A 22,951-nucleotide genomic window follows, 5' to 3' on the forward strand; every position below is an offset into this window, starting at 1 on the left:
CCCCACCCCGCTCTGCCGCCCCGCCTGTCTACAGCTGTGGATAGGCCCCTGTGGTTCCGTCGATCAGCTCGCGCACGATGTCCATGTGGCCCGCGTGCCGGGCGGTCTCCTCCACCATGTGGATCAGCACCCAGCGCATCGACACCTTCCGGCCGTCCCACGCCGTGCCGACCGTCTCCAGCGGGAGCTCCGCGACGGCCCGGTCCGCTGCGGCCCGCGCCCGCGCGTAGTAGGCGAGGATGCCCTCGGTCGTCTCGTCGTCGGCCGCGACCATGTCCTCGCCCGCGTACGGGTCGAACCAGAGCGGCTCGCTCTCCCGCCCGAACGTCTCGCAGAACCAGCTGTACTCGACGGCCGCCAGGTGCTTCACCAGGCCGAGCAGGCTCGTCCCCGACGGGGTGAGGGGTCTGCGCGCCCGCTCCTCGTCGAGCCCCGCGAGCTTCCACACGACGACGTCCCGGTGCCGGTCGAGCGAGACGTGCAGACTCTCCTTCTCCCCGCCCTCGTAAGGGACGTGCCTGATCCGTTCCCCCGCGCTCATGCTGTCTCCCCCCGTGTCGCCCCGCGTCGCCCCGCACGCACGCGTGATCTGGTCCGCAGAACGTAGCAGCGCCCACCGACAACCCCGCCGCACACGAGGCGGGCGGACCCAGGAGTGCGCGGGTCCAAAAGAGGGTGAGCGGAACCGCGCCTCCCTGCGACCATGCGCTGCATGACCACTGCCGACCACCACCACGATCACGACCACCGCCCGACCCACACCGGCCGGTCCTTCGACGAGCTCGTCGCGGAGGCCGTCGCCGCGCCCACCGAGGGCTGGGACTTCTCCTGGTTCGACGGCCGGGCCACCGAGGAGCGCCCCTCCTGGGGGTACGCCCGGCTGATGGGGGAGCGCCTCGCCCGCGCCGAGGCCGCCCTCGACCTGGACACCGGCGGCGGCGAGGTCCTGAACCTGGCCCCGAAGCTGCCGCCGCTGACCGCCGCCACCGAGGGCTGGCCCCCGAACGTCGAGAAGGCGACCCGCCTCCTCGGCCCCCGCGGCGTGGTCGTCGTCGCTGCCCGGGCCGACGCCCCGCTGCCCTTCGCCGCCGCCGCCTTCGACCTGGTCACGTCGCGCCACCCGGTCGTCCCCCCGTTCTCCGAGATCGCGCGCGTACTGCGCCCCGGCGGCACGTACTTCGCCCAGCACGTGGGCCCCAGCAGCGTGTTCGAGGTCGTCGAGTACTTCCTCGGCCCGCAGCCCGAGGAGGCCCGGAACGGCCGCGACCCGCGGGCGGAGGCCGAGCGGGCGCGGGCCGCGGGCCTGGAGGTCGTCGACCTGCGCGCGGAGCGCCTGCGCATCGAGTTCTACGACATCGGGGCCGTGGTCCACTTCCTGCGCAAGGTCGTCTGGATGGTGCCGGGCTTCACGGTCGAGGCGCACGAGCCCCGGCTCCGCGCCCTGCACGAGCGGATCGAGCGGGAGGGCCCGTTCGTGGCGCACAGCAGCCGCCACCTGATCGAGGCCCGCAAGCCCGTCTGACGGGTCCGAAGGCCGCGGGCGGACCGCCGTTGCTGTCGGCGATCGCGAACACGGGCCGCCGTCCCGGCCGAATCGGCGGAAACCATAAGGGAGTTGGCGGCGGGGACGAACTGGCCGCCCCCGTGCGTTGGGGGCATGAGGGCTCCGCCGTCCTGGTGGTCCGGGCCGGCGCAGCGCGACACGGAACATGAGGAGAGAGGGAGTTCATGGGGCACAACAGGGCCGACGGGGGACGCTACAGCTGTGGGCTGGACGCGGCCGTGGACGTCGTGGGCGGCAAGTGGAAGCCGATGATCCTCTGGGCGCTGCACGACGCGGGGACGCTGCGCTTCGGCGAGCTGCGGCGCTCGATGCACGGGGTGACGGAGAAGGTGCTCGCCCAGCAGCTGCGCGAGCTGGAGGCCGACCGCGTCGTGCACCGGGAGGTCTTCCCGGAGGTGCCGCCGCGCGTCGAGTACTCGCTGACCGGTCTCGGGGAGTCGCTGAACGAGGCGCTGGTCCCGCTCGGCCTGTGGGGAGACGCGCACATGGCCGCCATCCTGGCCGCGAAGGACGCGGAACCCGCCGCCTGAGGCAACCGATTCCGCATCGTTATCGACGCTCGCTAGATCCTCACGTAAACCTCACGTAAGTTCAGACCAACGGCAATTCGCGTGAGCAAAGCTGCGCGGCGGTACCGCGCGGTGGAGGGGGCTGCGCGGTGCCGTCTGCCGTCCGCGCGGCCCGAATGCGCCATATCTGCGACGCCGTCCACGCGGGCCGGAACCGCGTCAACCGCGCGCATGACACGCAAGAGGGATGCAGGACCCCCGGCGACACGCCCGCCGGAAGGGCCCTGAAGGAGCCTGTGAGCCCGCTGTGGAGCGGCCGGAAAGCTACCTCCAGCCGTCGCCGGGCGACTGCGGAGAGTAGTTGTGGCACGCCGATGCGCGCAGCATCACTTACGAAGGGTTATGGTGGAAACCCCCCCTCGGGCCGGTCCGTCTCCCCCCCACGGACCGGCCCGTTTTTTTGTCCGGACAAAGGCCCGGTCGCGGGGGTTCCGGCGGACCGCTCGATCAGCTCCGGCCGGCCCAGATGTTCGTGCCGGGCGTGGAGACGGCGAACGAGTCGATTTCGGTCAGCTCCTCGTCGGTCAGCTTCGGACCGGCCAGCGCCGCCACGTTCTCCTCCAGCTGACGCACGCTGGACGCGCCGATCAGCGCCGACGTCATCCGCTCGTCCCGCAGCACCCAGCTCAGCGCGAGCTGCGCGAGGGACTGACCGCGGCGCTGGGCGATGTCGTTCAGGCCGTTCAGCCGGCGCACCACCTCGTCGCTCAGCAGGTCCGGGTCGAGGGACTTGCCCTGCGTCGCGCGCGAGCCCTCCGGGATGCCCTTCAGGTACTTGCCCGTCAGCAGGCCCTGGGCGAGCGGCACGAAGGAGATGCAGCCCATGCCGGCCGTCTCCAGCGTGTCGAGCAGCCCGTCGTCCTCGGTCCAGCGGTTGATCATCGAGTAGGACGGCTGGTGGATGAGCGCCGGGACGCCCATCTCCTTGAGGATCCGCGCCGCCTCGGCGGTCTGCTCGCTGGTGTACGAGGAGACGCCGACGTACAGCGCCTTGCCCTGCTGCACCGCCGATGCGAGCGCTCCCATCGTCTCCTCGAGCGGAGTGTCCGGGTCAAAGCGGTGCGAGTAGAAGATGTCGACGTAGTCGAGGCCCATCCGGTCCAGCGACGCGTCCAGCGACGACAGCAGGTACTTGCGGCTGCCCCACTCGCCGTACGGACCGGGGTGCATCAGATAACCGGCCTTGGTCGATATGACCAGCTCGTCCCGGTACGGGGCGAAGTCCTGCGCGAACATCTTGCCGAAGTTCAGCTCCGCCGAACCGGCCGGCGGCCCGTAGTTGTTCGCCAGGTCGAAGTGCGTGACGCCCAGGTCGAAGGCGCGGCGCAGGATCGCGCGCTGGGAGTCGAGGGTGCGGTCGTCCCCGAAGTTGTGCCACAGGCCGAGCGAGATCGCGGGCAGCTTCAGACCGCTGCGGCCGGTGCGCCGGTACTCCATCGAGTCGTACCGGTCGGCGGACGCGACATAGGGAGAGGTGTCGTTCATGGGTACGAAGCTACGTCAGTGCACTGACACCCCATAGCTCCCACCCAGATTTGCGGGGGTACGCTTTCGGCTTCGGGGACTGCCGTCTGCACGGAGGGGCAAGAAGACCGTGAACCTGCGCGACAGGCTGCGCGGCCTGCTGGTCAGGCTGTACACGCGCCGGGTGGAAGGCCATCTGGACCACGACCAGGTGCCCAAGCACATCGGAGTCATCATGGATGGCAACCGACGCTGGGCGAAGGCCGCCGGCTCCACCACCGCCCAGGGCCACCGGGCCGGCGCCGACAAGATCGAGGAGTTCCTCGGCTGGTGCAGTGAGTCGGACGTCGAGGTCGTCACGCTGTGGCTGCTCTCGACGGACAACTTCGACCGGCCGCAGGAGGAACTGGTACCGCTCCTCGGCATCATCGAGGACACCGTCCGCTCGCTCGCCGCCGACGGCCGCTGGCGCGTCCACCACGTGGGCGCCACCGACATCCTGCCGTCGGGCCTGCAGACCGTCCTCAAGGAGGCGGCGGAGGCGACCGCCCACCGCGACGGAATACTGGTCAACGTCGCGATCGGGTACGGCGGCCGCCAGGAGATCGCCGACGCGGTCCGCTCGATGCTGCTCGACGCCGCGGACAAGGGGAACTCCCTGGAGGAGATCGCCGACGCCGTCGACGTCGACCTCATCGGCAAGCACCTCTACACGAGCGCGCAGCCCGACCCGGACCTCGTCATCCGCACCAGCGGCGAGCAGCGGCTGTCCGGCTTCATGCTCTGGCAGACGGCGCACTCCGAGTACTACTTCTGTGAAGTCTTCTGGCCGGCCTTCCGCAAGGTGGACTTCCTGCGTGCCCTGCGCGACTACGCGGCCCGGCACCGGCGTTACGGCGGCTGAGCACCTCCCCGCACGGGACGTACGTCATGAGGAGTTAACGCACGCGCCGTCATATGCCCTGGCATGGCTGCGCGTGTTCGAGGGAATAAGCCTTCCAGGTCGGCGTCCGAACCACGGACGCCGGATCTCAGCGGACGGCACGGGGCCGTCCGCCCGGGAGGCCCTTTGCACCAGGTGGACCGTACGCAGATGGGTACGGACGACGACTTGGAGGGCCGGATCCCGGCCCGCGCAGCGCGGCCGTGGACCGGTCCTGAACCCTCTGTCGCTCCCCGACCTCATCCGAGGGGGTACGTCCTTCCGTGGTGACCAGCAACAAGCGCCTCCCCAAGCCCGACCGGCGCACTTATGTTCTCGACACCAGCGTCCTGCTGGCCGATCCGAACGCCATGACCCGATTCGACGAACACGAAGTGGTCCTTCCTGTCGTCGTGGTCACGGAGTTGGAGGCCAAGCGGCACCATCCGGAGCTCGGGTACTTCGCCCGGCAGGCCCTGCGCCTGCTCGACGACTACCGCATCCGGCACGGCCGTCTGGACGCCCCGATCCCCACCGGGGAACTGGGCGGCACGCTGCGCGTCGAGCTCAACCACTCCGACCCCAGCGTCCTGCCCTCGGGCTACCGCCTGGGTGACAACGACAGCCGGATCCTCGCCGTGGCCCGCAATCTGCAGGCCGAGGGGTTCGACGTCACCGTCGTCTCGAAGGACCTGCCGCTCAGGATCAAGGCGTCGTCGGTCGGTCTCCTCGCCGAGGAGTACCGCGCCGAACTCGCCATCACGGACTCCGGCTGGACCGGAATGTCCGAACTGACGCTGCCCGCCGAGCAGGTGGACCTCCTCTTCGACGAGGAGAGCGTGTACGTCCCCGAGGCCGCCGACCTCCCCGTCCACACGGGCCTGACGATCCACTCCGAGCGCGGCAAGGCCCTCGGCCGGGTCACGCCGGAGGGCAACGTCCGGCTGGTGCGCGGCGATCGCGAGGCCTTCGGCCTCAAGGGGCGCAGCGCCGAGCAGCGGATCGCGCTCGACCTGCTGCTCGATCCGGACGTCGGCATCGTGTCGATGGGCGGCCGGGCCGGCACCGGCAAGTCCGCCCTCGCCCTGTGCGCGGGCCTGGAGGCCGTGCTGGAGCGGCGCCAGCACCAGAAGGTGATGGTGTTCCGGCCGCTGTACGCGGTGGGCGGGCAGGAGCTCGGCTATCTGCCGGGCACCGAGGCCGAGAAGATGGGTCCGTGGGCGCAGGCGGTCTTCGACACGCTGTCCGCCGTGACGAGCCGCGAGGTCATCGAGGAGGTCACGGCTCGCGGCATGCTGGAGGTGCTCCCGCTCACGCACATCCGCGGGCGCTCGCTGCACGACGCGTTCGTGATCGTGGACGAGGCCCAATCCCTGGAACGGAACGTCCTCTTGACTGTTCTGTCCCGAATTGGCGCGAACTCCCGGGTCGTCCTCACCCATGACGTCGCCCAGCGCGACAACCTCCGGGTCGGGCGCTACGACGGGGTCGTCGCGGTCGTCGAGAAGCTGAAGGGTCATCCGCTGTTCGCGCACGTCACGCTGACGCGCTCGGAGAGGTCGCAGATCGCGGCCCTGGTGACCGAAATGCTCGAAGACGGCCAAATCTGAGGTAGTCAGAGGTAGTTCGCGGTATTTGGCGCCGCCCGGCGAAGCGAGAGAGCTTAGCCGGGCGGCGTCTTGGCGTGTGCTCGTTTCCGTAAAACCCGTGGGGCAAACGAGGTGTGACGTTTCCCACGCAACACAGAATTGCCTTGCGACGTCCGAATACGGCAGAGTCACGGTCCTGTCAGGCCCCGCATACGACACTTGCGTACCCCCAGCGGTACAGCACCACCGCAGCACCAGCTGCACCTTGAACTCCATACCGGCCGTCGTATGCCGCCCGAGCACCACGCGGCGCCTTCCGCAAGGGAGTTGCCCACCGGGCCCGTGCCTCCCGTGACCCGTCAGTTGGGAGGCCAGCGCCAGGGGCACGATTGCGTCCGCGAGGGGTCACACCAGAGCGGGCGATGCTGGAAGGAAACCGTGTGAGCCGGATTTCGGTCCGGGGATTCGCAGTGGCTTCGGCCACCGCGGTCACCACAGTCGGCGCCGTCGTGGGTGTTGCCTCGGGCAGCACCGCTCAGCCCTCGAACGAGGCTGAGGCCACGGCAGGCGACGCGACCCTCCTCGCCGACATACCCGCGGGTCAGCAGGCCCAGGTGCAGACCGCGTCCCTGACGCAGCAGGCACAGACGCAGGCCATCGCGGCCGACAACGCGGCACAGAAGACGGCGGAGGAAGCGGCCCGCAAGAAGGCCGCCGAGGACGCGATCGCCAAGCAGCAGGCCGCGCAGGACGCGAAGGAGAAGGCCGAGAAGGAGGCCAAGGAGCGCGCTGAGGCGAAGAAGGCCGCCAGCCGTTCCGAGACCCGCGACGCCTCGAGCTTCTCGACCCAGTCGTCGTACTCCGTCGCCCAGATCCAGGCGATGGCGCGCCAGATGGTGCCGTCCGGTCAGTTCCAGTGCTTCAGCAACATCGTGAACCACGAGTCCAGCTGGAACTACAAGGCCGTCAACGCCTCCTCGGGCGCCTACGGCCTCTTCCAGGCGCTGCCCGCGGGCAAGTACGCCTCGGCCGGTGCCGACTGGCAGACGAACCCCGCCACGCAGATCAAGTGGGGCCTCAACTACATGAACGAGCGCTACGGCAGCCCGTGCGAGGCCTGGTCCTTCTGGCAGGCCAACAGCTGGTACTGAGCACCACGGTTCTCAACCTTGCGGAGCCCCTCACCGTCCTACGGTGAGGGGCTTCGGCCATGTACGGTCTGAGCCACAGGCTCCGGGGGGAGTGGTGAGAGCGCACGGGGGAAAAGGACGGATGATGTCGCGTGTTCCCGGCTGGCTCGATCGAGTCGGCGCAGGAATCAGCAAGGTGGGCGAGCGCCTGGACGAGCGTCGCGCCGAGGCCGAGCGCGCCGAGGCCCGGGACCTGCCCGACGACCGGCCCGCCCCGGCTCCGGTGCCGGACGGACAGGCCGAGGCGGTGGCCGGCGAGTCGCCGCACGACCACGTGCCCGCACCCCCCACGTACGCGCCGGCCATAGCGTCCCGGCCCGAGCCGGTCGCCGCCGTGCCGTGGGGACTTAGGGTCGCGGCGGAGGCGGGCTGGCGACTGCTCGTCCTGGCGGGCGCCCTCTGGGTCCTGATGAAGGTCATCAGCTCGGTGCAGCTGGTGGTGTTCGCGTTCATCGCGGCGCTGCTCATCACCGCGCTGCTGCAGCCGACGGTGGCGCGGCTGCGCAAGCACGGGGTGCCGCGCGGCCTCGCCACCGCCCTGACGGCGATCCTCGGCTTCGTCATCATGGGGCTCGTCGGCTGGTTCGTGGTCTGGCAGGTCCAGGAGAACATCGACACGCTCTCCGACCAGATCCAGGACGGCATCGACGAGCTCAGGAAGTGGCTGCTCAACAGTCCCTTCCACGTCACCGACAACCAGATCAACGAGATCGCGAAGTCGCTCCGCGACGCGGTCGGCGCGAACACGGACGAGATCACCTCGGCCGGCCTCGAAGGCGTCACCGTCATCGTCGAGGCGATGACCGGCATCCTGCTCACGATGTTCTCGACACTGTTCCTGCTCTACGACGGCCGGCGGATCTGGGACTGGACCCTCAAGCTCGTCCCGGCGCAGGCCCGTCCGGGCATCGCGGGCGCGGGCCCGCGGGCGTGGCGCACGCTGACGGCGTACGTCCGCGGCACGGTGATAGTCGCTCTGATCGACGCCATCTTCATCGGCCTCGGCATCTTCTTCCTCGGCGTGCCGATGGCGGTGCCACTCGCCGTCTTCATCTTCCTGTTCGCGTTCATCCCGCTGGTCGGCGCGGTCGTCTCGGGTGCCCTCGCGGTGGTCGTGGCGCTGGTGACGCAAGGGGTGTTCACGGCCGTCATGACGCTGGCCGTCGTGCTCGCCGTGCAGCAGATCGAGGGCCACATCCTGCAGCCGTTCATCCTGGGCCGCGCGGTGCGGGTGCATCCGCTGGCCGTGGTGCTGTCCGTCGCGGCGGGCGGGATGGTGGCCGGGATCGGGGGAGCGGTGGTGGCGGTGCCGCTGGTGGCCGTGACCAACACGGTGGTCGTCTATCTGCGGGCGTGGTCGCGGGAGGCGTCGATCCGGTCGGCGCCGGTGCCGCGGGGGGCGACGGCGGTGGACCTGGCACCGGTGGAGCACAACACCCGCCCCTCCGGCGACTGAGGAGCGGGGTCCGGGGCGGAGCCCCGTGACATGAAAGAACCGGGACCGGACGAATCCGGTCCCGGTTCTCTCACGGAGTGCTACGCCAGGACGTCCTCGGCGTCGACCGTGACGGCCACCGCCTGGATCACCGAAGCGATCTTGAACGCTTCCTGGACGACGTCGCGGTCGACGCCGGCCTTGCGGAGCACCTGCTCGTGCGAGTCGAGGCACATCCCGCAGCCGTTGATCGCGGAGACCGCGAACGACCACAGCTCGAAGTCGACCTTGTCGACACCCGGGTTGCCGATGACGTTCATCCGCAGGCCCGCGCGCATCGTCCCGTACTCGTCGTCCGAGAGCAGGTGACGCGTGCGGTAGAAGACGTTGTTCATCGACATGATGGCGGCGGCCGACTTGGCGGCCTTGAACGCCTCGGGCGACAGGTTCGCCTCGGCCTCCGGCGCCAGCTCGCGCAGCACGCGCGGCGAGCGGGCGGCGATGGCGCACGCCAGGACCGTGCCCCACAGCTGCTGCTGCGGCAGGTCCGAGTTGCCGATGACCGAGCCCAGGTTGAGCTTCAGGTCCTTGGCGTAGTCCGGTATGGCGGACTTCAGTTCGTCGAGTGCCATGTCAGTCGGTTCCGTTCACTCGCCGGAGAGCAGCGCGACCGGGTCCAGGGTCTCGTCGCCCTTGCTCCAGTTGCACGGGCAGAGCTCGTCCGTCTGGAGCGCGTCGAGGACCCGGAGGACCTCCTTGGGGTTACGGCCGACGGAACCGGCGGTCACCATCGTGAACTGGATCTCGTTGTTCTGGTCGACGATGAAGACGGCGCGCTGCGCGAAGCCGTCCTCGCCCTCGATGCCGAGGTCACGCATGAGCTCGTGCTTCGAGTCGGCCAGCATCGGGAAGGGCAGGTCGGTGAGGTCCGGGTGGTCCTTGCGCCAGGCGTGGTGCACGAACTCGGAGTCGCCGGAGAAGCCGAGGACCTGGGCGTCACGGTCGGCGAACTCGTCGTTCAGCTTGCCGAACGCGGCGATCTCGGTGGGGCACACGAAGGTGAAGTCCTTGGGCCACGCGAAGACGATCTTCCACTTGCCCTCGTAGGTCTTGTGGTTGATCTGCTCGAACTCCGAGCCCTTCTCCAGCGAGACACAGGCGGTCAGGTCGAACTCGGGGAACTTGTCACCGACAGTGAGCACACGCACTCCTTGCAGCGAGAAAGGTCCCTTTTTGGGGGACCTTCCCATGGGTTGGACTACTCAAGATCGTGGCACAGGGTGCATTGATTATGGAAATAGCTAGACTCGGTCGTGTTGATCGGAGGTGGCTATCAGTGGCCGTACAGAACGGAAAGCCCGCCGGCGGGCGCAAGCGTCAGCCGAGCCTGGCGCAGCTGCGGGCGTTCGCCGCGGTCGCCGAGCACCTGCACTTCCGGGACGCGGCAGCGGCGATCGGGATGAGTCAGCCGGCCCTGTCCGGCGCCGTGTCGGCGCTGGAGGAGACGCTCGGGGTGACCCTCGTCGAGCGTACGACGCGCAAGGTCCTGCTCTCGCCGGCCGGCGAGCGGATCGCGGTGCGGGCCAAGGCCGTGCTCGACGAGGTCGGCGCGCTGATGGAGGACGCCGAGGCGGTGCGGGCGCCGTTCACCGGGGCGCTGCGGCTCGGGGTGATCCCCACCGTCGCGCCGTACCTGCTGCCCACCGTCCTGCGTCTGGTGCACGAGAAGTACCCGCACCTGGACCTCCAGGTGCACGAGGAGCAGACCTCGTCGCTCCTCGAGGGGCTCGCCGCCGGGCGGCTCGACCTGCTGCTGCTCGCGGTGCCGCTCGGCGTGCCGGGCGTCGCCGAACTCCCCCTGTTCGACGAGGACTTCGTGCTCGTCACGCCGCTCGACCACTGGCTCGGCGGGCGGGAGGGGATTCCGCGCGAGGCGCTGCGCGAGCTGAACCTGCTGCTGCTCGACGAAGGGCACTGCCTGCGCGACCAGGCGCTCGACATCTGCCGCGAGGCGGGGCGCGGCGACGACGTCGGCGTCACCACGACCGCGGCCGGGCTCTCCACCCTGGTGCAGCTGGTCGCCGGCGGCCTCGGCTGCACGCTGCTGCCCAGGACCGCGCTGCGCGTCGAGACCGCCCGCAGCACCCAGTTGCTCACCGGCAGCTTCGCCGAACCGGCCCCGTCGCGCCGGGTCGCCCTCGCCATGCGCACCGGCGCCGCGCGCGGCACCGAGTACGAGGAACTGGCCGCGGCGCTGCGCGCGGCGCTGAAGCCGTTGCCCGTCCGGGTGCTCACCGCCGACTGAAGGCATCTGACAATCGGTCAAATGTGCCTCGGGCATGGGCGTTTGTGCGGCCGATTGCTTCAACTCGCGTCAGGTGGGGGCAGGTAGGAAACGAGCCCCGGAGGCGTGCGCGCCGGCTGATACAACATGCCCCCTGAGTGCGACGCGTCAGGCGTCTGTGCGAAATGCCGGGGGGTGCGATGTCGGGTACGGAGCAGGACGGGTGGGGGTCTTCCGGCCGGGCCGGGTGCGACCTCCTGGCGGCGGAGCTGGCCGCCTGCGAGCGCGAGGAGTTCACCGGCCGGGTCCGGGTGGCCGGGACGCCCGGCGGCACCCTGCACCTGCGGGGCGGTCTGGTCGTCGCGGTGGAGAGCCCCGGCTCGCCGGGTCCCGAGGCGCTGCTGCTGCGCTCCGGCCGGGTCAGCGACGAGCAGTGGGCCGAACTGGTGCGGGAGGCGGGCGGATCGCCCTGGCCCGCCGCCGGTCTGATCGCCCGGGAGTACGCCGGGGCGGCGCAGCTGCGGGTGGTCTGTCTGATGGCGATGCGGGACGCCGTGTTCGCGATCGTCGCGGGGCAGCTGGACGACTGCGAGCGCGACGCCGAGGCCGAGCCGGCCGCGCCGTCCCCGTACGGCGAGTCGCCCTGGCGGCTGCTGCAGGATGCGGACCGCCGGCTCGCCGCCGTCGAGACGCTGGCGTGCCCCGTGAGCCCGGACCGCGAACGCACCGTGGCCGCGCCCGGTGCCGAGTGGACCGAGGGGCTCACCGCCCTGCGGCGCGAACTGCTGGCCCACGCCGACGGCCGGCGCAGCGCCCGCGACCTCGCCTTCCTCACCGGGCGCGGCGTCTACGCCGTCACCGTCGAGGTCGCCCGCATGCTGGGCGAAGGGCTGCTGGAGCGGGTGGAGGAGCCGCCGCCCATCCCGCTCAGCCCGGCGGCCGCGCGACACGGCGTGGGCCAGCGGCTGCGAGCCCTGCCGCTGCTGGGACCGGAGCCGGACGCGGAGGAGCGGGCCGCGGACCCGGAGCCGCCGGCGGCCGAGGAGCCGGCGGCGGACGCGGACGACCTGCCGCGCCGCAGCCCCGGCGCCAGCGGCATCAATGAATCCGTCAACTCGCAGGACAGTCAGGCGAGTTGAGATAACTCCTGGTCCGTGGCGGCAGCGCAGGACATGCCGGCGGTCGAGGAGCGCGAAGCGAAGATCACGATCAGATGCACTCCGCACCCGGGGGGTTGGACCCATGGACCACAACGCTCTCGCGCAGGAAATGCGCGGCCTGCGCGAGCAGGTGACCGGAATAACCGACACGGCCGTCGCGGCAGCGGACGGACTGCTCATCGCCGCCGACACCGCCGACTCCATCGACCGGGAGGGGCTGGCCGCCGTCGCCGCGGCCGGCCTCGGACTCGCCCGGCGCACCACCGACCTGGCGTCCCGCGGGGCGCTGCGCCGGACCGTGACCTACGGCAGCCGGGGCTGCGCCGCCTGCTACGCGGTCGGCGACACCGCGCTCATGGTCGTCCTCGGCGACGAAGGGCTCGACGTGGAGCGCCTGCACACGGCGACCCAGCCCGCCCTGGACCGGATCGAGGCGATCCTCACCGCGAAGAACCCGGAATCCGAGAAGACCCCGGAAGGCGTGTGACGGCATGGCGACCAAACGCCTGAACGCCAACTTCTCCGACCAGGTCGTGAGCCTGGTCAAGAGCCTGCGCGCCGAGGCACCCGACTGTGTCGCCGCCGGCGTGGTCGACATGTCGACCGGCATGTTGCTGGCCTACGAGACCGTCGACAACCATCCGCCCGAGGTCCTCGACCTGCTGGCCGGAGCGACCCTCGACCTGTTCCAGGGTCGCACCGTCCTGATGATCGAGGACGTCTGGAAGGAACGGCGCGGACAGGAGCACGAGAACCACTTCTTCCAGGAGATCCTCGTCAACAGCGACAACATCACCCATCTGTTCGTCCGGCTGAACGAGCAGCAGGACATCGTCTCCGTGACGGTGTGCCGCAAGACCGTGAACGTGGGCATGCTGGTCGCCCAAGTGCGCCGTGTGATCCGGGAGTTCAGCCTCTGAAGCGCGCCGAAGGGCCCCTCCCCGCGGGTGCGGGGCGGGGCCCTTCGGCGGGGCGGGGCGGCCGGCTACTCGGTCCGCAGGCCCTCGGGGCGCATCATCCGGTACAGCGGAGGCAGGCTCAGCAGCGTCACCGCCGCGATCGTCGCCCCACCCACGCCCGCCAGCGGCAGGAACAGGAACCAGTCCGTCACCGGTTTGTCGACCATGCGGAGCATCAGCCAGCCCAGGCCGAGACCGCCCGTCACGGCGACGGCCATGCCGAGGACGACCGGGATCGCGGTCTGCCACAGCACCGACCAGGCGAGCGTCGAGCGCCGGGTGCCGTAGGCGACCAGGATCGACAACAGGCGTCTGCGGTCCCGGAGTTGCTCGATCTGCGAGACCAGCATGGACGCCGCGATGAGCGTCATGGTGAGCGCGGCGGCCGTGAAGAGGCCGGAGCGGATACTGGCGTACTCGCTGTCGCGCTGCGTGGTCTGGTACACGTACATGTGCATGCCCGGGTTGATCGCGAAGCCGGTGTTGCGCACGTACTCGAGGACGTCCGGCACGCTCTGGTCGACCTGGACCTGCGCCGACGTCGAGGCGTTGCCCAGTTCGCGCACGTCCAGGGCGCCCGGGGTGACGAGGAGGCCGCCGAAGTAGTGGCCGCCCGGGTCGCGCCGGGAGTGCACCGTGCGGGTGTCGGCGGGGACCGTCCAGCGCACGGCCGGGTCGCCGACGTCGAGCTTCGCGCCGGGCGGGGCGATCTTCAGCTCGTCGTCGACGCCGGCGTTCTCGGCCCCCTCGACCCGGAAGACGTCGCCGTCCCGGCAGGAGTCCACCTTCGCCAGCTCGCGCAGCGTGGAACAGGAGCCGACGGAGACCGACACCGAGGCCAGGATGCCGTCGGCGTCCGGCTTCGCGCCCGTCCGGCTCGCCCAGCTGTCCACGGTGCCGATCACCGACCGGACGCCCTTGGTCGCGCCGAACTCCGTCACCATCCGCTCGGCCAGCTCGCCGCTGGCGAAGCCCGCGCTCGCGCCGAGCTGGGCCCGCGACGGGTCCTGGCCGGTCTTCTTGTTGAAGTCGTCGTTGATGCCGACCGTGAACATCTGCAGGGCGATGCCGCCCGCCACCGCGATGGTGATGCCGGCGACCGCGCGGCTTCCGCCGTCGGTGCTCAACTGGAGCCGGCGCACGGCCAACTGCCACGGCACGGGGCCGCCGCGCAGCCGTCGCACGGTCGCCTCCACCACCCAGGGCAGGACGAGGACCAGACCGATCAGGGTGAACGCGATGCCGGCCGAGATCTGCACGACGCCGCGCGTGCCGAGCGTGTCACCGGGCCCCGACGCGAGCAGCAGCGCGACTCCGACGACCGGGACGGGCAGCCGCCACCACAGGCGACGGCCGCGGACCCGGCCGCTGCGCACGACGCCCAGCGGCTCGATCACCACCGAGCGCAGCGCGAACACCGTGACGGCGACCGAGGCCAGCGGCACGGCCACCAGGATCAGCACCGCCAGCGCGGGCACCGGCACGAAGTCGGACGGGAACGCCGACAGCCGCCAGATCTCCACGACACCGAGCAACTGCCGCCCGGCCAGGAAGAAGACGACGCCGAGCACGAGCCCGACCAGCGTGCCGAACAGCGTCTCGCCCGCCGCCATCCGCCGGGTCATCGGCACGTCCGCGCCGACCAGCCGCAGCGCGGCGAGCCGCTTGTCGCGCCGCTCGCCGCCGAACCGTACGGCCGTCGCGATGAAGATGGCGACCGGGACGAGCAGGACGATGCAGGCCAGCACGATGAGCACGATGAGGACCGGATCCATCGGCTCCTTCGGGTAGTTCATCCCGAAGTGATCGATGCGGGACGTGTCCGTGCCGTCCTTGATCGAGTCGCTGCCCACGTAGAGGTACAGGTCGAAGGGGTTGTCCAGACCGGAGTCGTGGATCGTGCCGACGGTGCGGTAGTCGTAGCGCTCCTTGAGGAGCTTGCCCTCGGCGGAGTGCAGGAGCTGGTCGAGCGCGGGCGAGACGACCATCTCGCCGGGGCCCGGCAGCTTGTCGACGCCGGGCGGCAGCGGCGGGTGCGCGCCCTCGGGGCGCAGCAGATAGCCGCCGATCGTGACGTCCCGGTACTCCGACGAGGCGTCGACGGCGAGCATCGTGCGGTCGCCGGGCTTGAGCCGGTCGTCCGTGCCGACGCCCAACTGCCGTGCGTCGCCGCGCGCGTCGCGTTCCTGCTGGAACGTCGGGACGCTCGCCGCGCCGAGCAGCAGGGCCACGCCGAGGCCCACGCCGACCGCGGTGAGCAGGGCCCGGATCCAGCCCTCGCGGCCACCGGACACGGCGAACCGGATGCCGAGGCCGAGGTCGCGCAGCCGGCCGCCGAGGCCCGGCCGGGTGGGCGCGGGGGCGGTGCGGGTCGGGCGGTCGTCGAGCAGGGTCATCGGGTGTACTCCATGTCCCTGGACCTGCCGTCGCGCACCACGACCTCGCGGTCGGAGTAGGCCGCGACCCGGGCCTCGTGCGTGACCAGGACGACGGCGGCGTTCGCGCCGCGGGCCGCCTCGGTGAGCAGCTCCATGACGCGCTCGCCGTTGAGGGAGTCCAGGGCGCCGGTCGGCTCGTCGGCGAAGAGCACGCGCGGGTTCGTGACCAGCGAACGGGCCACGGCGACGCGCTGGCCCTGACCGCCGGACATCTCGCCGGGGCGCTTGTCCGCGAGGCCGTCGACCTCCAGCTTCTGCAGCCAGGCGGTGGCCCGGCGCTCGGCCTCCTTGCGCTTCACGCCGTTCAGCCGCAGCGGAAGCGCCACGTTCTCCACGCAGGTCAGCTCCGGTACGAGCTGGCCGAACTGGAAGACGAAGCCGAACTCGCCGCGGCGCAGCGCGCTGCGCTCCGCGTCGGACATCCCGGCCAGGTCGCGGCCGTCGTACGTGATGGTGCCGGAGTCCGGCGTGACGATGCCGGCGAGGCAGTGCAGCAGGGTCGACTTGCCGGAGCCCGAGGGGCCCATGACGGCGACGACCTCGCCCGGGTGGACGGAGAACGAGGCACCGTCGAGCGCGGGCGTGGGCCCGTACGCCTTGTGCAGGCCGGTCGCGGTCAGCAGCGAACCGGCGGGGGTCGGGGTGGAACTCATGAGGGGCGCACCTCCGCGGCGAGCTTGTCGAGGCGCGCGGCGGTCAGTTCCAGCCAGCGCAGGTCGGCTTCCAGGTGGAACAGGGCGTGGTCGCAGATCAGCTGGTCGGCGAGGTCGCCCTTGCGCTTGCGTTCGGTGAGGGCGCGCATCAGGCGCAGGTGCTCGGAGCGTTGCGCGTCGAGCAGCTCCGCGGCGTCGCGGTCGGTCAGCAGCGCGAGGACGACCTTCGTGTACAGGGTCGACTGGAGGTACGGCTCCGGCTTCTCGGGCGTCGCCAGCCAGCGCTGGACGTCCGTGATGCCGGCGTCGGTGATCGCGTACCGCTTCCGCTCCGGACCGCCGCCCGCCTCTATCCCGTCGACCTCCACGAGGCCGTTCTTCAGGAGGCGGGACATGGTCGAGTAGACCTGCCCGTAGTGCAGCGGCTTGTCGTGCCCGAAGGTCTCGTCGAAGGTGCGCTTGAGGTCGTAACCGTGGCGGGGCCCGGATTCGAGCAGCCCGAGAAGGGTGTGGCCGATGGACATGCGGAGGACTGTACACCGTGTGTATACGTGGGGTGTATACCCGGGGTGCATAGCCCTGCCGGGTGGGGCGGGTGGGGCGGGTGGAGGCGCTGGGCGGGTGCGGGTCCGGTGGGGGTTGCTCGCGCAGTTCCCCGCGCCCCTGCCGGGGCGCTCTCGCGACGGCGCCCCTGAGATGGCGCACGGAGTGCGCATCTCAGGGGCGCGGGGAACTGCGCGACCAGCCCCCACTCAGCTGTCGGCCGCCGGATCCGGATCACTCGCCGGGTCCTTGGGCGGACGCCCCCTGCGGGGGATGGGCCCCGTCGACCCCGGCAGGCGGCCCGACTCGGCGAGGGACTTGCGGAGCAGGAACTCGATCTGGGCGTTCGCGGAGCGCAACTCGTCCCCGGCCCACCGCGCCAGCGCGTCGTACACGGCCGGATCGAGCCGCAGCAGAACCTGCTTACGCGGACGCGGGGTCACTGGTAGAGCGTCCCGGTGTTGAGGACGGGCTGTGCGGAACGGTCGCCGCAGAGCACGACCAGCAGATTGCTCACCATCGCCGCCTTGCGCTCCTCGTCGAGCGCCACGAAGTCCTGCTCGGTGATCCGGGCGAGCGCGTCCTCGACCATGCCGACCGCACCGTCCACGATGAGGCGGCGCGCCGCGACCACGGCACCGGCCTGCTGGCGCTGCAGCATCGCCGAGGCGATCTCGGGCGCGTACGCGAGGTGCGTGAAGCGGGACTCGATGATCTGGACGCCGGCCGCCTCGACCCGCGCGTGGAGCTCGACGGCGAGCTTCTCGGTGATCTCCTCGGCGTTGCCCCGCAGCGAGAGACCGCCCTCGTCGTGCGCGTCGTAGGGGTACTCGATGGCGATGTGCCGCACGGCCGCCTCGGTCTGCGTCGAGACGAACTCCAGGAAGTCGTCGACCTCGAACGTCGCCTGCGCGGTGTCCTCCACCTTCCAGACGACGACCGCGGCGAGCTCGATCGGGTTGCCGTACGCGTCGTTGACCTTGAGGACCGCCGTCTCGTGGTTGCGGACGCGGGTGGAGATCTTGGTGCGGGAGGTGAGCGGGTTGACCCAGCGCAGGCCGTCCGTGCGGATCGTGCCGCGGTAGCGGCCGAAGAGCTGGACGACGCGGGCCTCGCCCGGCGCCACCATGTTCAGCCCGCACATCGCGAAGAAGGCGCCGAGCGCGATCACGACGCCGAGGACGATCAGCAGCGCCTTGGCGCCGTTCGAGTCGAGGGCGGTGGCGGTGGCGATCAGGCCCGCGCCGACCAGCAGGCCGATCAGGCCGAGCAGCAGGGCGAGTCCACCGCCGATGCTGTGGGCCGTGACCTCGCGCACACGGGCCTTCGGCATCGTGGGTACGTCGGGTGTGGCGTCCGTCTCGGACATGGCGGTCCCCGTTTCTCTGAGCTGGTGGTTCGTGACCTGTGTGGCGTGAACCCGTCTAGCAAAGTGATATCACTTTACGCCGCCCGGCAACCATCCGCATCCCTGGATCGTCGGTTCCCATGGGTCAGGTGCTGATTGTCACGTCCGGAAATGACCGGAAGGGCAGGGTTTTGCCTTAAGTGACGGTGTTAGCTTCATGAGCTGATTCAGTACGGAACACGAACACACGGGCCACGGAACGTGGTCACGGGAAGAAGAAGCGGAGCAAGAGGTCATGGGCCGAGCGGATGCGAGAATGGCGCGCAAGCGCGCGGCGCGGCCGTCGGGCATACGCCGCTTCTTCACGTGGAAGAAGATCCTGGGCGCGTTCTTCGGTTTCGTGCTGCTGTGCATGGGCGCCTTCGTGGTGCTGTACCTGCTGATCGACGTGCCCGAGGGCAACCCGGAAGCCGAGCTGCAGAGCAACATCTACAAGTACAGCGACGGCCGGGTCATGGCCCGCACCGGCGAGGTCAACCGCGAGATCGTCGACCTGTCGGAGATATCCCCGGAGGTCCAGCACACCTTCGTCGCCGCCGAGAACAAGACGTTCTACAACGACAAGGGCGTGGACCTGAAGGGCACCGCCCGCGGTGTCCTGAACACGGTCACGGGCAAGGGCAAGCAGGGTGGCTCGACGATCACCCAGCAGTACGTGAAGAACTACTACCTGACCCAGGACCAGACCGTCACGCGCAAGCTGAAGGAACTGGTCATCTCGCTGAAGGTCGACCAGAAGAAGACCAAGAACGAGATCCTCGCCGGGTACATCAACACCAGCTACTACGGCCGCGGCGCCTGGGGCATCCAGGCCGCCGCCCAGGCGTACTACGGCAAGGACGCCTCGAAGCTGGACGTCTCGCAGGGCGCGTACCTCGCCGCCCTGCTGCAGGCCCCGAACCAGTACGACTGGGCGATCGCCTCCGACACCGGCAAGAGGCTGGCCACGGCACGCTGGAACTACGTGCTGGACAACATGGTCGACATGCACTGGCTGGGCGCGAGCGAGCGGCAGGGCCTGAAGTTCGACGAGCCCGAGAAGCCGAAGGCCGCCGCCGGGCTGCAGGGCCAGGAGGGCTACCTGTACCAGGCCGCCAAGGCCGAGGTGATGAAGGAACTCAACCTGACCGACGCGCAGTTCGACGCCGGCGGCTACACCATCACCCTCAACATCGACCGCAAGAAGCAGCAGCAGCTGGAGAAGTCGGTCAAGGAGCAGCTGACCGACCACCTCGACCGCAAGAGCCGCAAGGCCGACGCGAACGTGCAGGCCGGCGCCGTCTCGGTCGATCCGAAGACCGGCAGGATCGTCGCGATGTACGGCGGCGAGGGCCTCACCAAGCACTGGCGCAACAACGCCACGCGCACCGACTACCAGCCCGCCTCCACGTTCAAGCCGCTGATCCTCGCGGCCGCCCTGGAGGACAACGCCAAGACGCAGAACGGGCAGTCCATCAAGGCGAGCACGATCTACGACGGCACCAACAAGCGGCCGGTCGTCGAGAACGGCAAGAAGGTCGGCTTCGCCCCGCCGAACGAGGACGACCACAGTTACGGCCCGGTCACCGTGCAGACCGCCATGAACAAGTCCGTGAACTCCGTCTTCGCGCAGATGGGCGCCGACGTCGGCATGGACCAGGTCATGGAGATGGCGAAGAAGCTCGGCATGGACAGCGCCGACCTCAAGCCTTACTACGCCCAGACCCTCGGCACCATGGGCGCGAGCCCGCTGGAGATGGCCGGTGTCTACGCGACCCTCGACAACCACGGCAAGCTGGTCACCCCGCAGATCGTGAAGTCGGTGTCGGTGAAGGGCGAGAAGTCCGAGCTGCCGGACGCCGTCGGCGAGCAGGTCATCAGCCGCGGCGCCGCCGACTCGGTCACCTCGGTCCTCACCGGTGTGGTCGACGACGGCACGGCGCGGGCCTCGGTCCGCGACAACCCGGGCCGCGACGGCCAGCAGGTCGCCGGCAAGACCGGTACCTCCGACAAGAACCGCTCGGCCTGGTTCACCGGGTACACCCCGGACCTGGTCACCTCGGTGGGCCTGTTCGGCGAGGGCGCGCAGGGCACGGCCAAGGCGAACCAGCAGGTGCCGATGACCGGCGCCGCGGGCGGCGGCCGCGTCGACGGCGGCAGCTTCCCGGCGCGGATCTGGGCGCAGTACATGTTCAACGCGACCAGTGCGGGCGGCGAGTTCGACCTCGACACCGACATGGGTGCGGGCGTCGAGCCCACCACGCAGGCCCCGGTCACGCCGACGGAAGAGCCCTCGACCCCGGCCTCGCCGACGGAGGAGCCGTCCTCGACGCCGCCGTCGACCCCGACGACGCCGAGCGAGACGCCGACCACCGAGCCGCCGACGGACGAGCCGACGCAGACCGTCGAGCCGCCCACCGACCCGACCACACCGACGATCGGCATCCCGGAGAACCCGGCCGACGGCGACGGGTCGGGCAGACAGGCAGGCCGGCAGACCAACTGACCGGCGCGGACGCGAAGGGGCCCGGAACCGCACGGTTCCGGGCCCCTTCGCGTCCGTACGGCCGGCCTCAGCCTCCGCCGTTCACCTTCGCGGCCACCCGCTCGCCGAGGGTCTTGTCGACGTTGCCCCAGTACTCCAGAGCGCGGTCGAGGACCGGCCGGGACACCCCGTCGAGCAGGTGCCCGCTGATGTTGCCGACGAGCCGGTCGCGGGCCGCGTCGTCCAGGACCTCGCGCACCAGCGTGCCCGCCTGGCCCCAGTCGTCGTCCTCGCGGTGCAGCGCGTACGCCTCGCGGACCATCTCGCCGGCCGTCGCCCAGCCCGCCGGGTCGCCGAACCGCTGCACGTCGGCCGCGGGGCCGCCGTACGAGTTGGGCGCGTAGGGCCGGGCCACGTTCGGCGGCTCGTAGCGCATCGGGCCGTCCTTGGCGTACGAGTTGACCTGCGAGTGCGGCCGGTTCGGCGGGAGCTGGAGGTAGTTCGGGCCGATCCGGTAGCGGTGCGTGTCCGGGTACGAGAAGAGCCGGCCGAGCAGCATCTTGTCGGGCGACGGCCCGATGCCCGGCACCAGGTTCGACGGCTCGAAGGCGGACTGCTCGATGTGGACGAAGAAGTCCTCCGGATTCCGGTTCAGGGTCATCCGGCCGACCTCGATCAGCGGGTAGTCGGCGTGCGGCCACACCTTGGTCAGGTCGAACGGGTTGAAGCGGTAGTCCGCCGCGTCCTCGAACGGCATGATCTGCATCTTCAGCGTCCAGCTCGGGTGGTCCCCGCGCCCGATCGCCGCGAACAGGTCGCGCCGGTGGTGGTCGCCGTCCGAGCCGGCCAGCTCGTCGGCCTCCTGCTGGGTGAGGAACTCGTTGCCCTGGTCGGTCCTGAAGTGGTACTTCACCCAGAACTTCGCGCCGCCGCCGTTCACCCACATGTAGGTGTGGGAGCTGAAGCCGTCCATGTGCCGGAACGTCTTCGGGATGCCCCGGTCGCCCATCAGCCAGGTGACCTGGTGGGCGGACTCGGGGGACAGCGTCCAGAAGTCCCACTGCATGTCGTGGTCGCGCAGCCCGCTGTCGATGGTGCGCTTCTGGGAGCGGATGAAGTCCTGGAACTTGATGGGGTCGCGCACGAAGAAGACCGGCGTGTTGTTGCCGACCATGTCGTAATTGCCGTGCTCCGTATAGAACTTGAGGGCGAAGCCGCGCGGGTCGCGCCAGGTGTCGGGCGAACCCTGCTCGCCGGCCACGGTCGAGAAGCGGGCCAGCATCTCGGTCCGCTTCCCGGGCTGGAACAGGTCCGCCTTGGTGAACTCGCTGACGTCGTTGGTGACTTCGAAGACGCCGTACGCGCCACTGCCCTTGGCGTGCACCACCCGCTCGGGGACCCGTTCGCGGTTGAACTGGGCCATCTTCTCGATGAGGTAGTGGTCCTGCAGCAGGATCGGGCCGTCGGACCCGACGGTCAGCGAGTGTTCGTCGCTCTCCACCGGGATGCCTGCGCCGGTGGTCGTGTACGGGGTGTTCCGGGGCGCCTCGGTCACGACGTCCTCCCGTCGTTTCATGAAGGTTCGGGGGTCATGTCACGCTTTGGTCACCCGCACCAGTCAACTCCGCCGACATCCCGTCGGCAACATTTCCCCCTGCCCCACGCCTCACCCGGAGTCACCGAGCCAGGTGTGTGCCGCCGCGAGCAGCGCCCGTACGCCCTAAGACCGACGGCGCCCCCAGCGCCGTCCCGCACAGGCCGAAGTCCTCGCTGCCGTTGATCGGCTGCGGCAGGACCAGCACCGCCTCCTCGCCCAGCGCGCGGCGCGGTCCGTCGATCGTGGCCGCGGTCGCGTCCGCGTCGTTCACGGTGACCGGGAAGGCGCCGAGCGAGGTGAACTCCGGCTTCTTCGGCGCCCCCGACGCCACCGCCTCCGCCCGGACGATCCGGCGCACCGCGGCGAGCACCCGGTCCCGTACGACGGGGTCCACGGAGCGGATGCTGAGCTGCAGCTCCGCCTCGTCCGGGATGATGTTCTCCTTCGTGCCCGCGTGGATCGAGCCCATCGTCACCACCGCCGCCTGCGAGGCCCCCACCTCGCGCGCGACCACGGCCTGCAACCGCATCATCACGGCCGCCGCTGCGACCTGGCCCAGCAGGCGGCGGGCCGGCCGGCGCTCGCCACGTACCGGGCGACGGTCCCGCACGGCGAACTGGACCGCACGGTCACGCTGCGCACGGCGAAGCGGATGGGCCGGCTGCTGGACGACGCGGGCCGGGCCACCGGATACGTCCCCGTGGGGCCGTAG

23 protein-coding genes are annotated in these 22,951 nt (G+C 70.4%); 12 read left to right on the top strand and 11 right to left on the bottom strand.

Going from position 1 to position 22,951, the window contains the following annotated elements; all coding sequences use genetic code 11:
• Positions 1-28: 28 nt before the first annotated feature.
• On the bottom strand, positions 29-541 hold the full coding sequence (locus M4J07_RS24990) for a DinB family protein (RefSeq protein WP_255975245.1): 513 nt from the start codon (positions 539-541) through the stop codon (positions 29-31).
• A 171-nt stretch (positions 542-712) separates the two neighbouring features.
• On the opposite strand from M4J07_RS24990, the gene M4J07_RS24995 reads away from it, so the two are divergent.
• Entirely contained in the window at positions 713-1,522 is an 810-nt protein-coding gene (locus M4J07_RS24995) for a methyltransferase domain-containing protein (protein WP_255975246.1), read from the top strand.
• A 206-nt stretch (positions 1,523-1,728) separates the two neighbouring features.
• Positions 1,729-2,094 (top strand): winged helix-turn-helix transcriptional regulator, encoded by a 366-nt coding sequence (locus M4J07_RS25000; protein ID WP_255975247.1) that lies wholly within the window; start codon positions 1,729-1,731, stop codon positions 2,092-2,094.
• A gap of 486 nt (positions 2,095-2,580) precedes the next feature.
• On the opposite strand, the gene mgrA is transcribed toward M4J07_RS25000, so the two are convergent.
• Positions 2,581-3,618: an L-glyceraldehyde 3-phosphate reductase gene (gene mgrA, locus M4J07_RS25005; protein WP_255975248.1), complete on the bottom strand. Its 1,038-nt coding sequence runs from the start codon at positions 3,616-3,618 to the stop codon at positions 2,581-2,583.
• A 109-nt stretch (positions 3,619-3,727) separates the two neighbouring features.
• Here mgrA and M4J07_RS25010 point away from each other — a divergent pair, with 109 nt between their 5' ends.
• From M4J07_RS25010 to M4J07_RS25025, 4 genes are all read left to right on the top strand, one after another.
• Entirely contained in the window at positions 3,728-4,501 is a 774-nt protein-coding gene (locus M4J07_RS25010) for an isoprenyl transferase (RefSeq protein WP_255975249.1), read from the top strand.
• 302 nt (positions 4,502-4,803) lie between these two features.
• Positions 4,804-6,129: a PhoH family protein gene (locus tag M4J07_RS25015; RefSeq protein ID WP_255975250.1), complete on the top strand. Its 1,326-nt coding sequence runs from the start codon at positions 4,804-4,806 to the stop codon at positions 6,127-6,129.
• A gap of 401 nt (positions 6,130-6,530) precedes the next feature.
• Positions 6,531-7,259 carry a transglycosylase SLT domain-containing protein gene (locus tag M4J07_RS25020; protein WP_305128141.1) on the top strand — a complete coding sequence of 243 codons (729 nt, stop codon included), beginning with the start codon at positions 6,531-6,533 and terminating at the stop codon, positions 7,257-7,259.
• A gap of 124 nt (positions 7,260-7,383) precedes the next feature.
• Positions 7,384-8,754 carry an AI-2E family transporter gene (locus tag M4J07_RS25025; protein WP_255975252.1) on the top strand — a complete coding sequence of 457 codons (1,371 nt, stop codon included), beginning with the start codon at positions 7,384-7,386 and terminating at the stop codon, positions 8,752-8,754.
• 80 nt (positions 8,755-8,834) lie between these two features.
• Here the strand turns inward: M4J07_RS25025 and M4J07_RS25030 are convergent, their stop codons facing one another.
• Complete coding sequence (locus tag M4J07_RS25030) at positions 8,835-9,365, bottom strand: alkyl hydroperoxide reductase (protein WP_255975253.1); 531 nt, start codon at positions 9,363-9,365, stop codon at positions 8,835-8,837.
• 15 nt (positions 9,366-9,380) lie between these two features.
• Positions 9,381-9,935: a redoxin domain-containing protein gene (locus tag M4J07_RS25035; RefSeq protein ID WP_164300746.1), complete on the bottom strand. Its 555-nt coding sequence runs from the start codon at positions 9,933-9,935 to the stop codon at positions 9,381-9,383.
• Positions 9,936-10,069: 134 nt separating this feature from the next.
• Between M4J07_RS25035 and M4J07_RS25040 the strand changes: the two genes are divergently transcribed.
• The 4 genes from M4J07_RS25040 to M4J07_RS25055 all read left to right on the top strand — a co-directional run bounded on the left by M4J07_RS25040 (position 10,070) and on the right by M4J07_RS25055 (position 13,097).
• Complete coding sequence (locus M4J07_RS25040; protein ID WP_255975254.1) at positions 10,070-11,038, top strand: hydrogen peroxide-inducible genes activator; 969 nt, start codon at positions 10,070-10,072, stop codon at positions 11,036-11,038.
• Positions 11,039-11,217: 179 nt separating this feature from the next.
• Positions 11,218-12,156, top strand: a complete 939-nt coding sequence (locus tag M4J07_RS25045; RefSeq protein ID WP_255975255.1) for a MarR family transcriptional regulator — start codon at positions 11,218-11,220, stop codon at positions 12,154-12,156.
• A 103-nt stretch (positions 12,157-12,259) separates the two neighbouring features.
• Positions 12,260-12,664: a roadblock/LC7 domain-containing protein gene (locus M4J07_RS25050; RefSeq protein WP_255975256.1), complete on the top strand. Its 405-nt coding sequence runs from the start codon at positions 12,260-12,262 to the stop codon at positions 12,662-12,664.
• A gap of 4 nt (positions 12,665-12,668) precedes the next feature.
• Positions 12,669-13,097, top strand: coding sequence for a hypothetical protein (locus M4J07_RS25055; RefSeq protein ID WP_255975257.1), 429 nt, complete (start codon positions 12,669-12,671; stop codon positions 13,095-13,097).
• A 65-nt stretch (positions 13,098-13,162) separates the two neighbouring features.
• On the opposite strand, the gene M4J07_RS25060 is transcribed toward M4J07_RS25055, so the two are convergent.
• From M4J07_RS25060 to M4J07_RS25080, 5 genes are all read right to left on the bottom strand, one after another.
• On the bottom strand, positions 13,163-15,532 hold the full coding sequence (locus M4J07_RS25060) for an ABC transporter permease (RefSeq protein ID WP_255975258.1): 2,370 nt from the start codon (positions 15,530-15,532) through the stop codon (positions 13,163-13,165).
• Positions 15,529-16,227: an ABC transporter ATP-binding protein gene (locus tag M4J07_RS25065; protein ID WP_255975259.1), complete on the bottom strand. Its 699-nt coding sequence runs from the start codon at positions 16,225-16,227 to the stop codon at positions 15,529-15,531. Before M4J07_RS25065 ends, M4J07_RS25060 begins: the two co-directional genes overlap by 4 nt.
• Positions 16,224-16,751, bottom strand: a complete 528-nt coding sequence (locus tag M4J07_RS25070; protein ID WP_255975260.1) for a PadR family transcriptional regulator — start codon at positions 16,749-16,751, stop codon at positions 16,224-16,226. Before M4J07_RS25070 ends, M4J07_RS25065 begins: the two co-directional genes overlap by 4 nt.
• Before the next feature lie 228 nt (positions 16,752-16,979).
• Complete coding sequence (locus M4J07_RS25075; protein ID WP_255975261.1) at positions 16,980-17,213, bottom strand: hypothetical protein; 234 nt, start codon at positions 17,211-17,213, stop codon at positions 16,980-16,982.
• Entirely contained in the window at positions 17,210-18,139 is a 930-nt protein-coding gene (locus M4J07_RS25080) for an SPFH domain-containing protein (RefSeq protein ID WP_255975262.1), read from the bottom strand. Before M4J07_RS25080 ends, M4J07_RS25075 begins: the two co-directional genes overlap by 4 nt.
• A 274-nt stretch (positions 18,140-18,413) precedes the next feature.
• Between M4J07_RS25080 and M4J07_RS25085 the strand changes: the two genes are divergently transcribed.
• Entirely contained in the window at positions 18,414-20,663 is a 2,250-nt protein-coding gene (locus M4J07_RS25085; RefSeq protein ID WP_255975263.1) for a transglycosylase domain-containing protein, read from the top strand.
• Between the two features lie 67 nt (positions 20,664-20,730).
• Here M4J07_RS25085 and M4J07_RS25090 read toward each other — a convergent pair whose 3' ends face one another.
• Positions 20,731-22,197, bottom strand: a complete 1,467-nt coding sequence (locus M4J07_RS25090; RefSeq protein ID WP_255975264.1) for a catalase — start codon at positions 22,195-22,197, stop codon at positions 20,731-20,733.
• 121 nt (positions 22,198-22,318) lie between these two features.
• Complete coding sequence (locus M4J07_RS25095; protein ID WP_255975265.1) at positions 22,319-22,708, bottom strand: peptidase dimerization domain-containing protein; 390 nt, start codon at positions 22,706-22,708, stop codon at positions 22,319-22,321.
• Here M4J07_RS25095 and M4J07_RS25100 point away from each other — a divergent pair.
• On the top strand, positions 22,694-22,951 hold the full coding sequence (locus M4J07_RS25100) for a hypothetical protein (RefSeq protein ID WP_255975266.1): 258 nt from the start codon (positions 22,694-22,696) through the stop codon (positions 22,949-22,951). The genes M4J07_RS25095 and M4J07_RS25100 overlap by 15 nt on opposite strands.

Source organism: Streptomyces longispororuber (assembly GCF_024448165.1).
GTDB classification, from domain to species: Bacteria; Actinomycetota; Actinomycetes; order Streptomycetales; family Streptomycetaceae; genus Streptomyces; species Streptomyces longispororuber_A.

What these genes read in the sequence shown, in the direction of transcription:
- M4J07_RS24990 (WP_255975245.1), bottom strand. Translation starts at nt 541, where the DNA reads ATGAGCGCGGGGGAACGGATCAGGCACGTCCCTTACGAGGGCGGGGAG.
- M4J07_RS24995 (WP_255975246.1), top strand. Translation starts at nt 713, where the DNA reads ATGACCACTGCCGACCACCACCACGATCACGACCACCGCCCGACCCAC.
- M4J07_RS25000 (WP_255975247.1), top strand. Translation starts at nt 1,729, where the DNA reads ATGGGGCACAACAGGGCCGACGGGGGACGCTACAGCTGTGGGCTGGAC.
- mgrA (WP_255975248.1), bottom strand. Translation starts at nt 3,618, where the DNA reads ATGAACGACACCTCTCCCTATGTCGCGTCCGCCGACCGGTACGACTCG.
- M4J07_RS25020 (WP_305128141.1), top strand. Translation starts at nt 6,531, where the DNA reads ATGCTGGAAGGAAACCGTGTGAGCCGGATTTCGGTCCGGGGATTCGCA.
- M4J07_RS25025 (WP_255975252.1), top strand. Translation starts at nt 7,384, where the DNA reads ATGTCGCGTGTTCCCGGCTGGCTCGATCGAGTCGGCGCAGGAATCAGC.
- M4J07_RS25030 (WP_255975253.1), bottom strand. Translation starts at nt 9,365, where the DNA reads ATGGCACTCGACGAACTGAAGTCCGCCATACCGGACTACGCCAAGGAC.
- M4J07_RS25045 (WP_255975255.1), top strand. Translation starts at nt 11,218, where the DNA reads ATGTCGGGTACGGAGCAGGACGGGTGGGGGTCTTCCGGCCGGGCCGGG.
- M4J07_RS25050 (WP_255975256.1), top strand. Translation starts at nt 12,260, where the DNA reads ATGGACCACAACGCTCTCGCGCAGGAAATGCGCGGCCTGCGCGAGCAG.
- M4J07_RS25055 (WP_255975257.1), top strand. Translation starts at nt 12,669, where the DNA reads ATGGCGACCAAACGCCTGAACGCCAACTTCTCCGACCAGGTCGTGAGC.
- M4J07_RS25060 (WP_255975258.1), bottom strand. Translation starts at nt 15,532, where the DNA reads ATGACCCTGCTCGACGACCGCCCGACCCGCACCGCCCCCGCGCCCACC.
- M4J07_RS25065 (WP_255975259.1), bottom strand. Translation starts at nt 16,227, where the DNA reads ATGAGTTCCACCCCGACCCCCGCCGGTTCGCTGCTGACCGCGACCGGC.
- M4J07_RS25070 (WP_255975260.1), bottom strand. Translation starts at nt 16,751, where the DNA reads ATGTCCATCGGCCACACCCTTCTCGGGCTGCTCGAATCCGGGCCCCGC.
- M4J07_RS25080 (WP_255975262.1), bottom strand. Translation starts at nt 18,139, where the DNA reads ATGTCCGAGACGGACGCCACACCCGACGTACCCACGATGCCGAAGGCC.
- M4J07_RS25085 (WP_255975263.1), top strand. Translation starts at nt 18,414, where the DNA reads ATGGGCCGAGCGGATGCGAGAATGGCGCGCAAGCGCGCGGCGCGGCCG.
- M4J07_RS25095 (WP_255975265.1), bottom strand. Translation starts at nt 22,708, where the DNA reads ATGGGCTCGATCCACGCGGGCACGAAGGAGAACATCATCCCGGACGAG.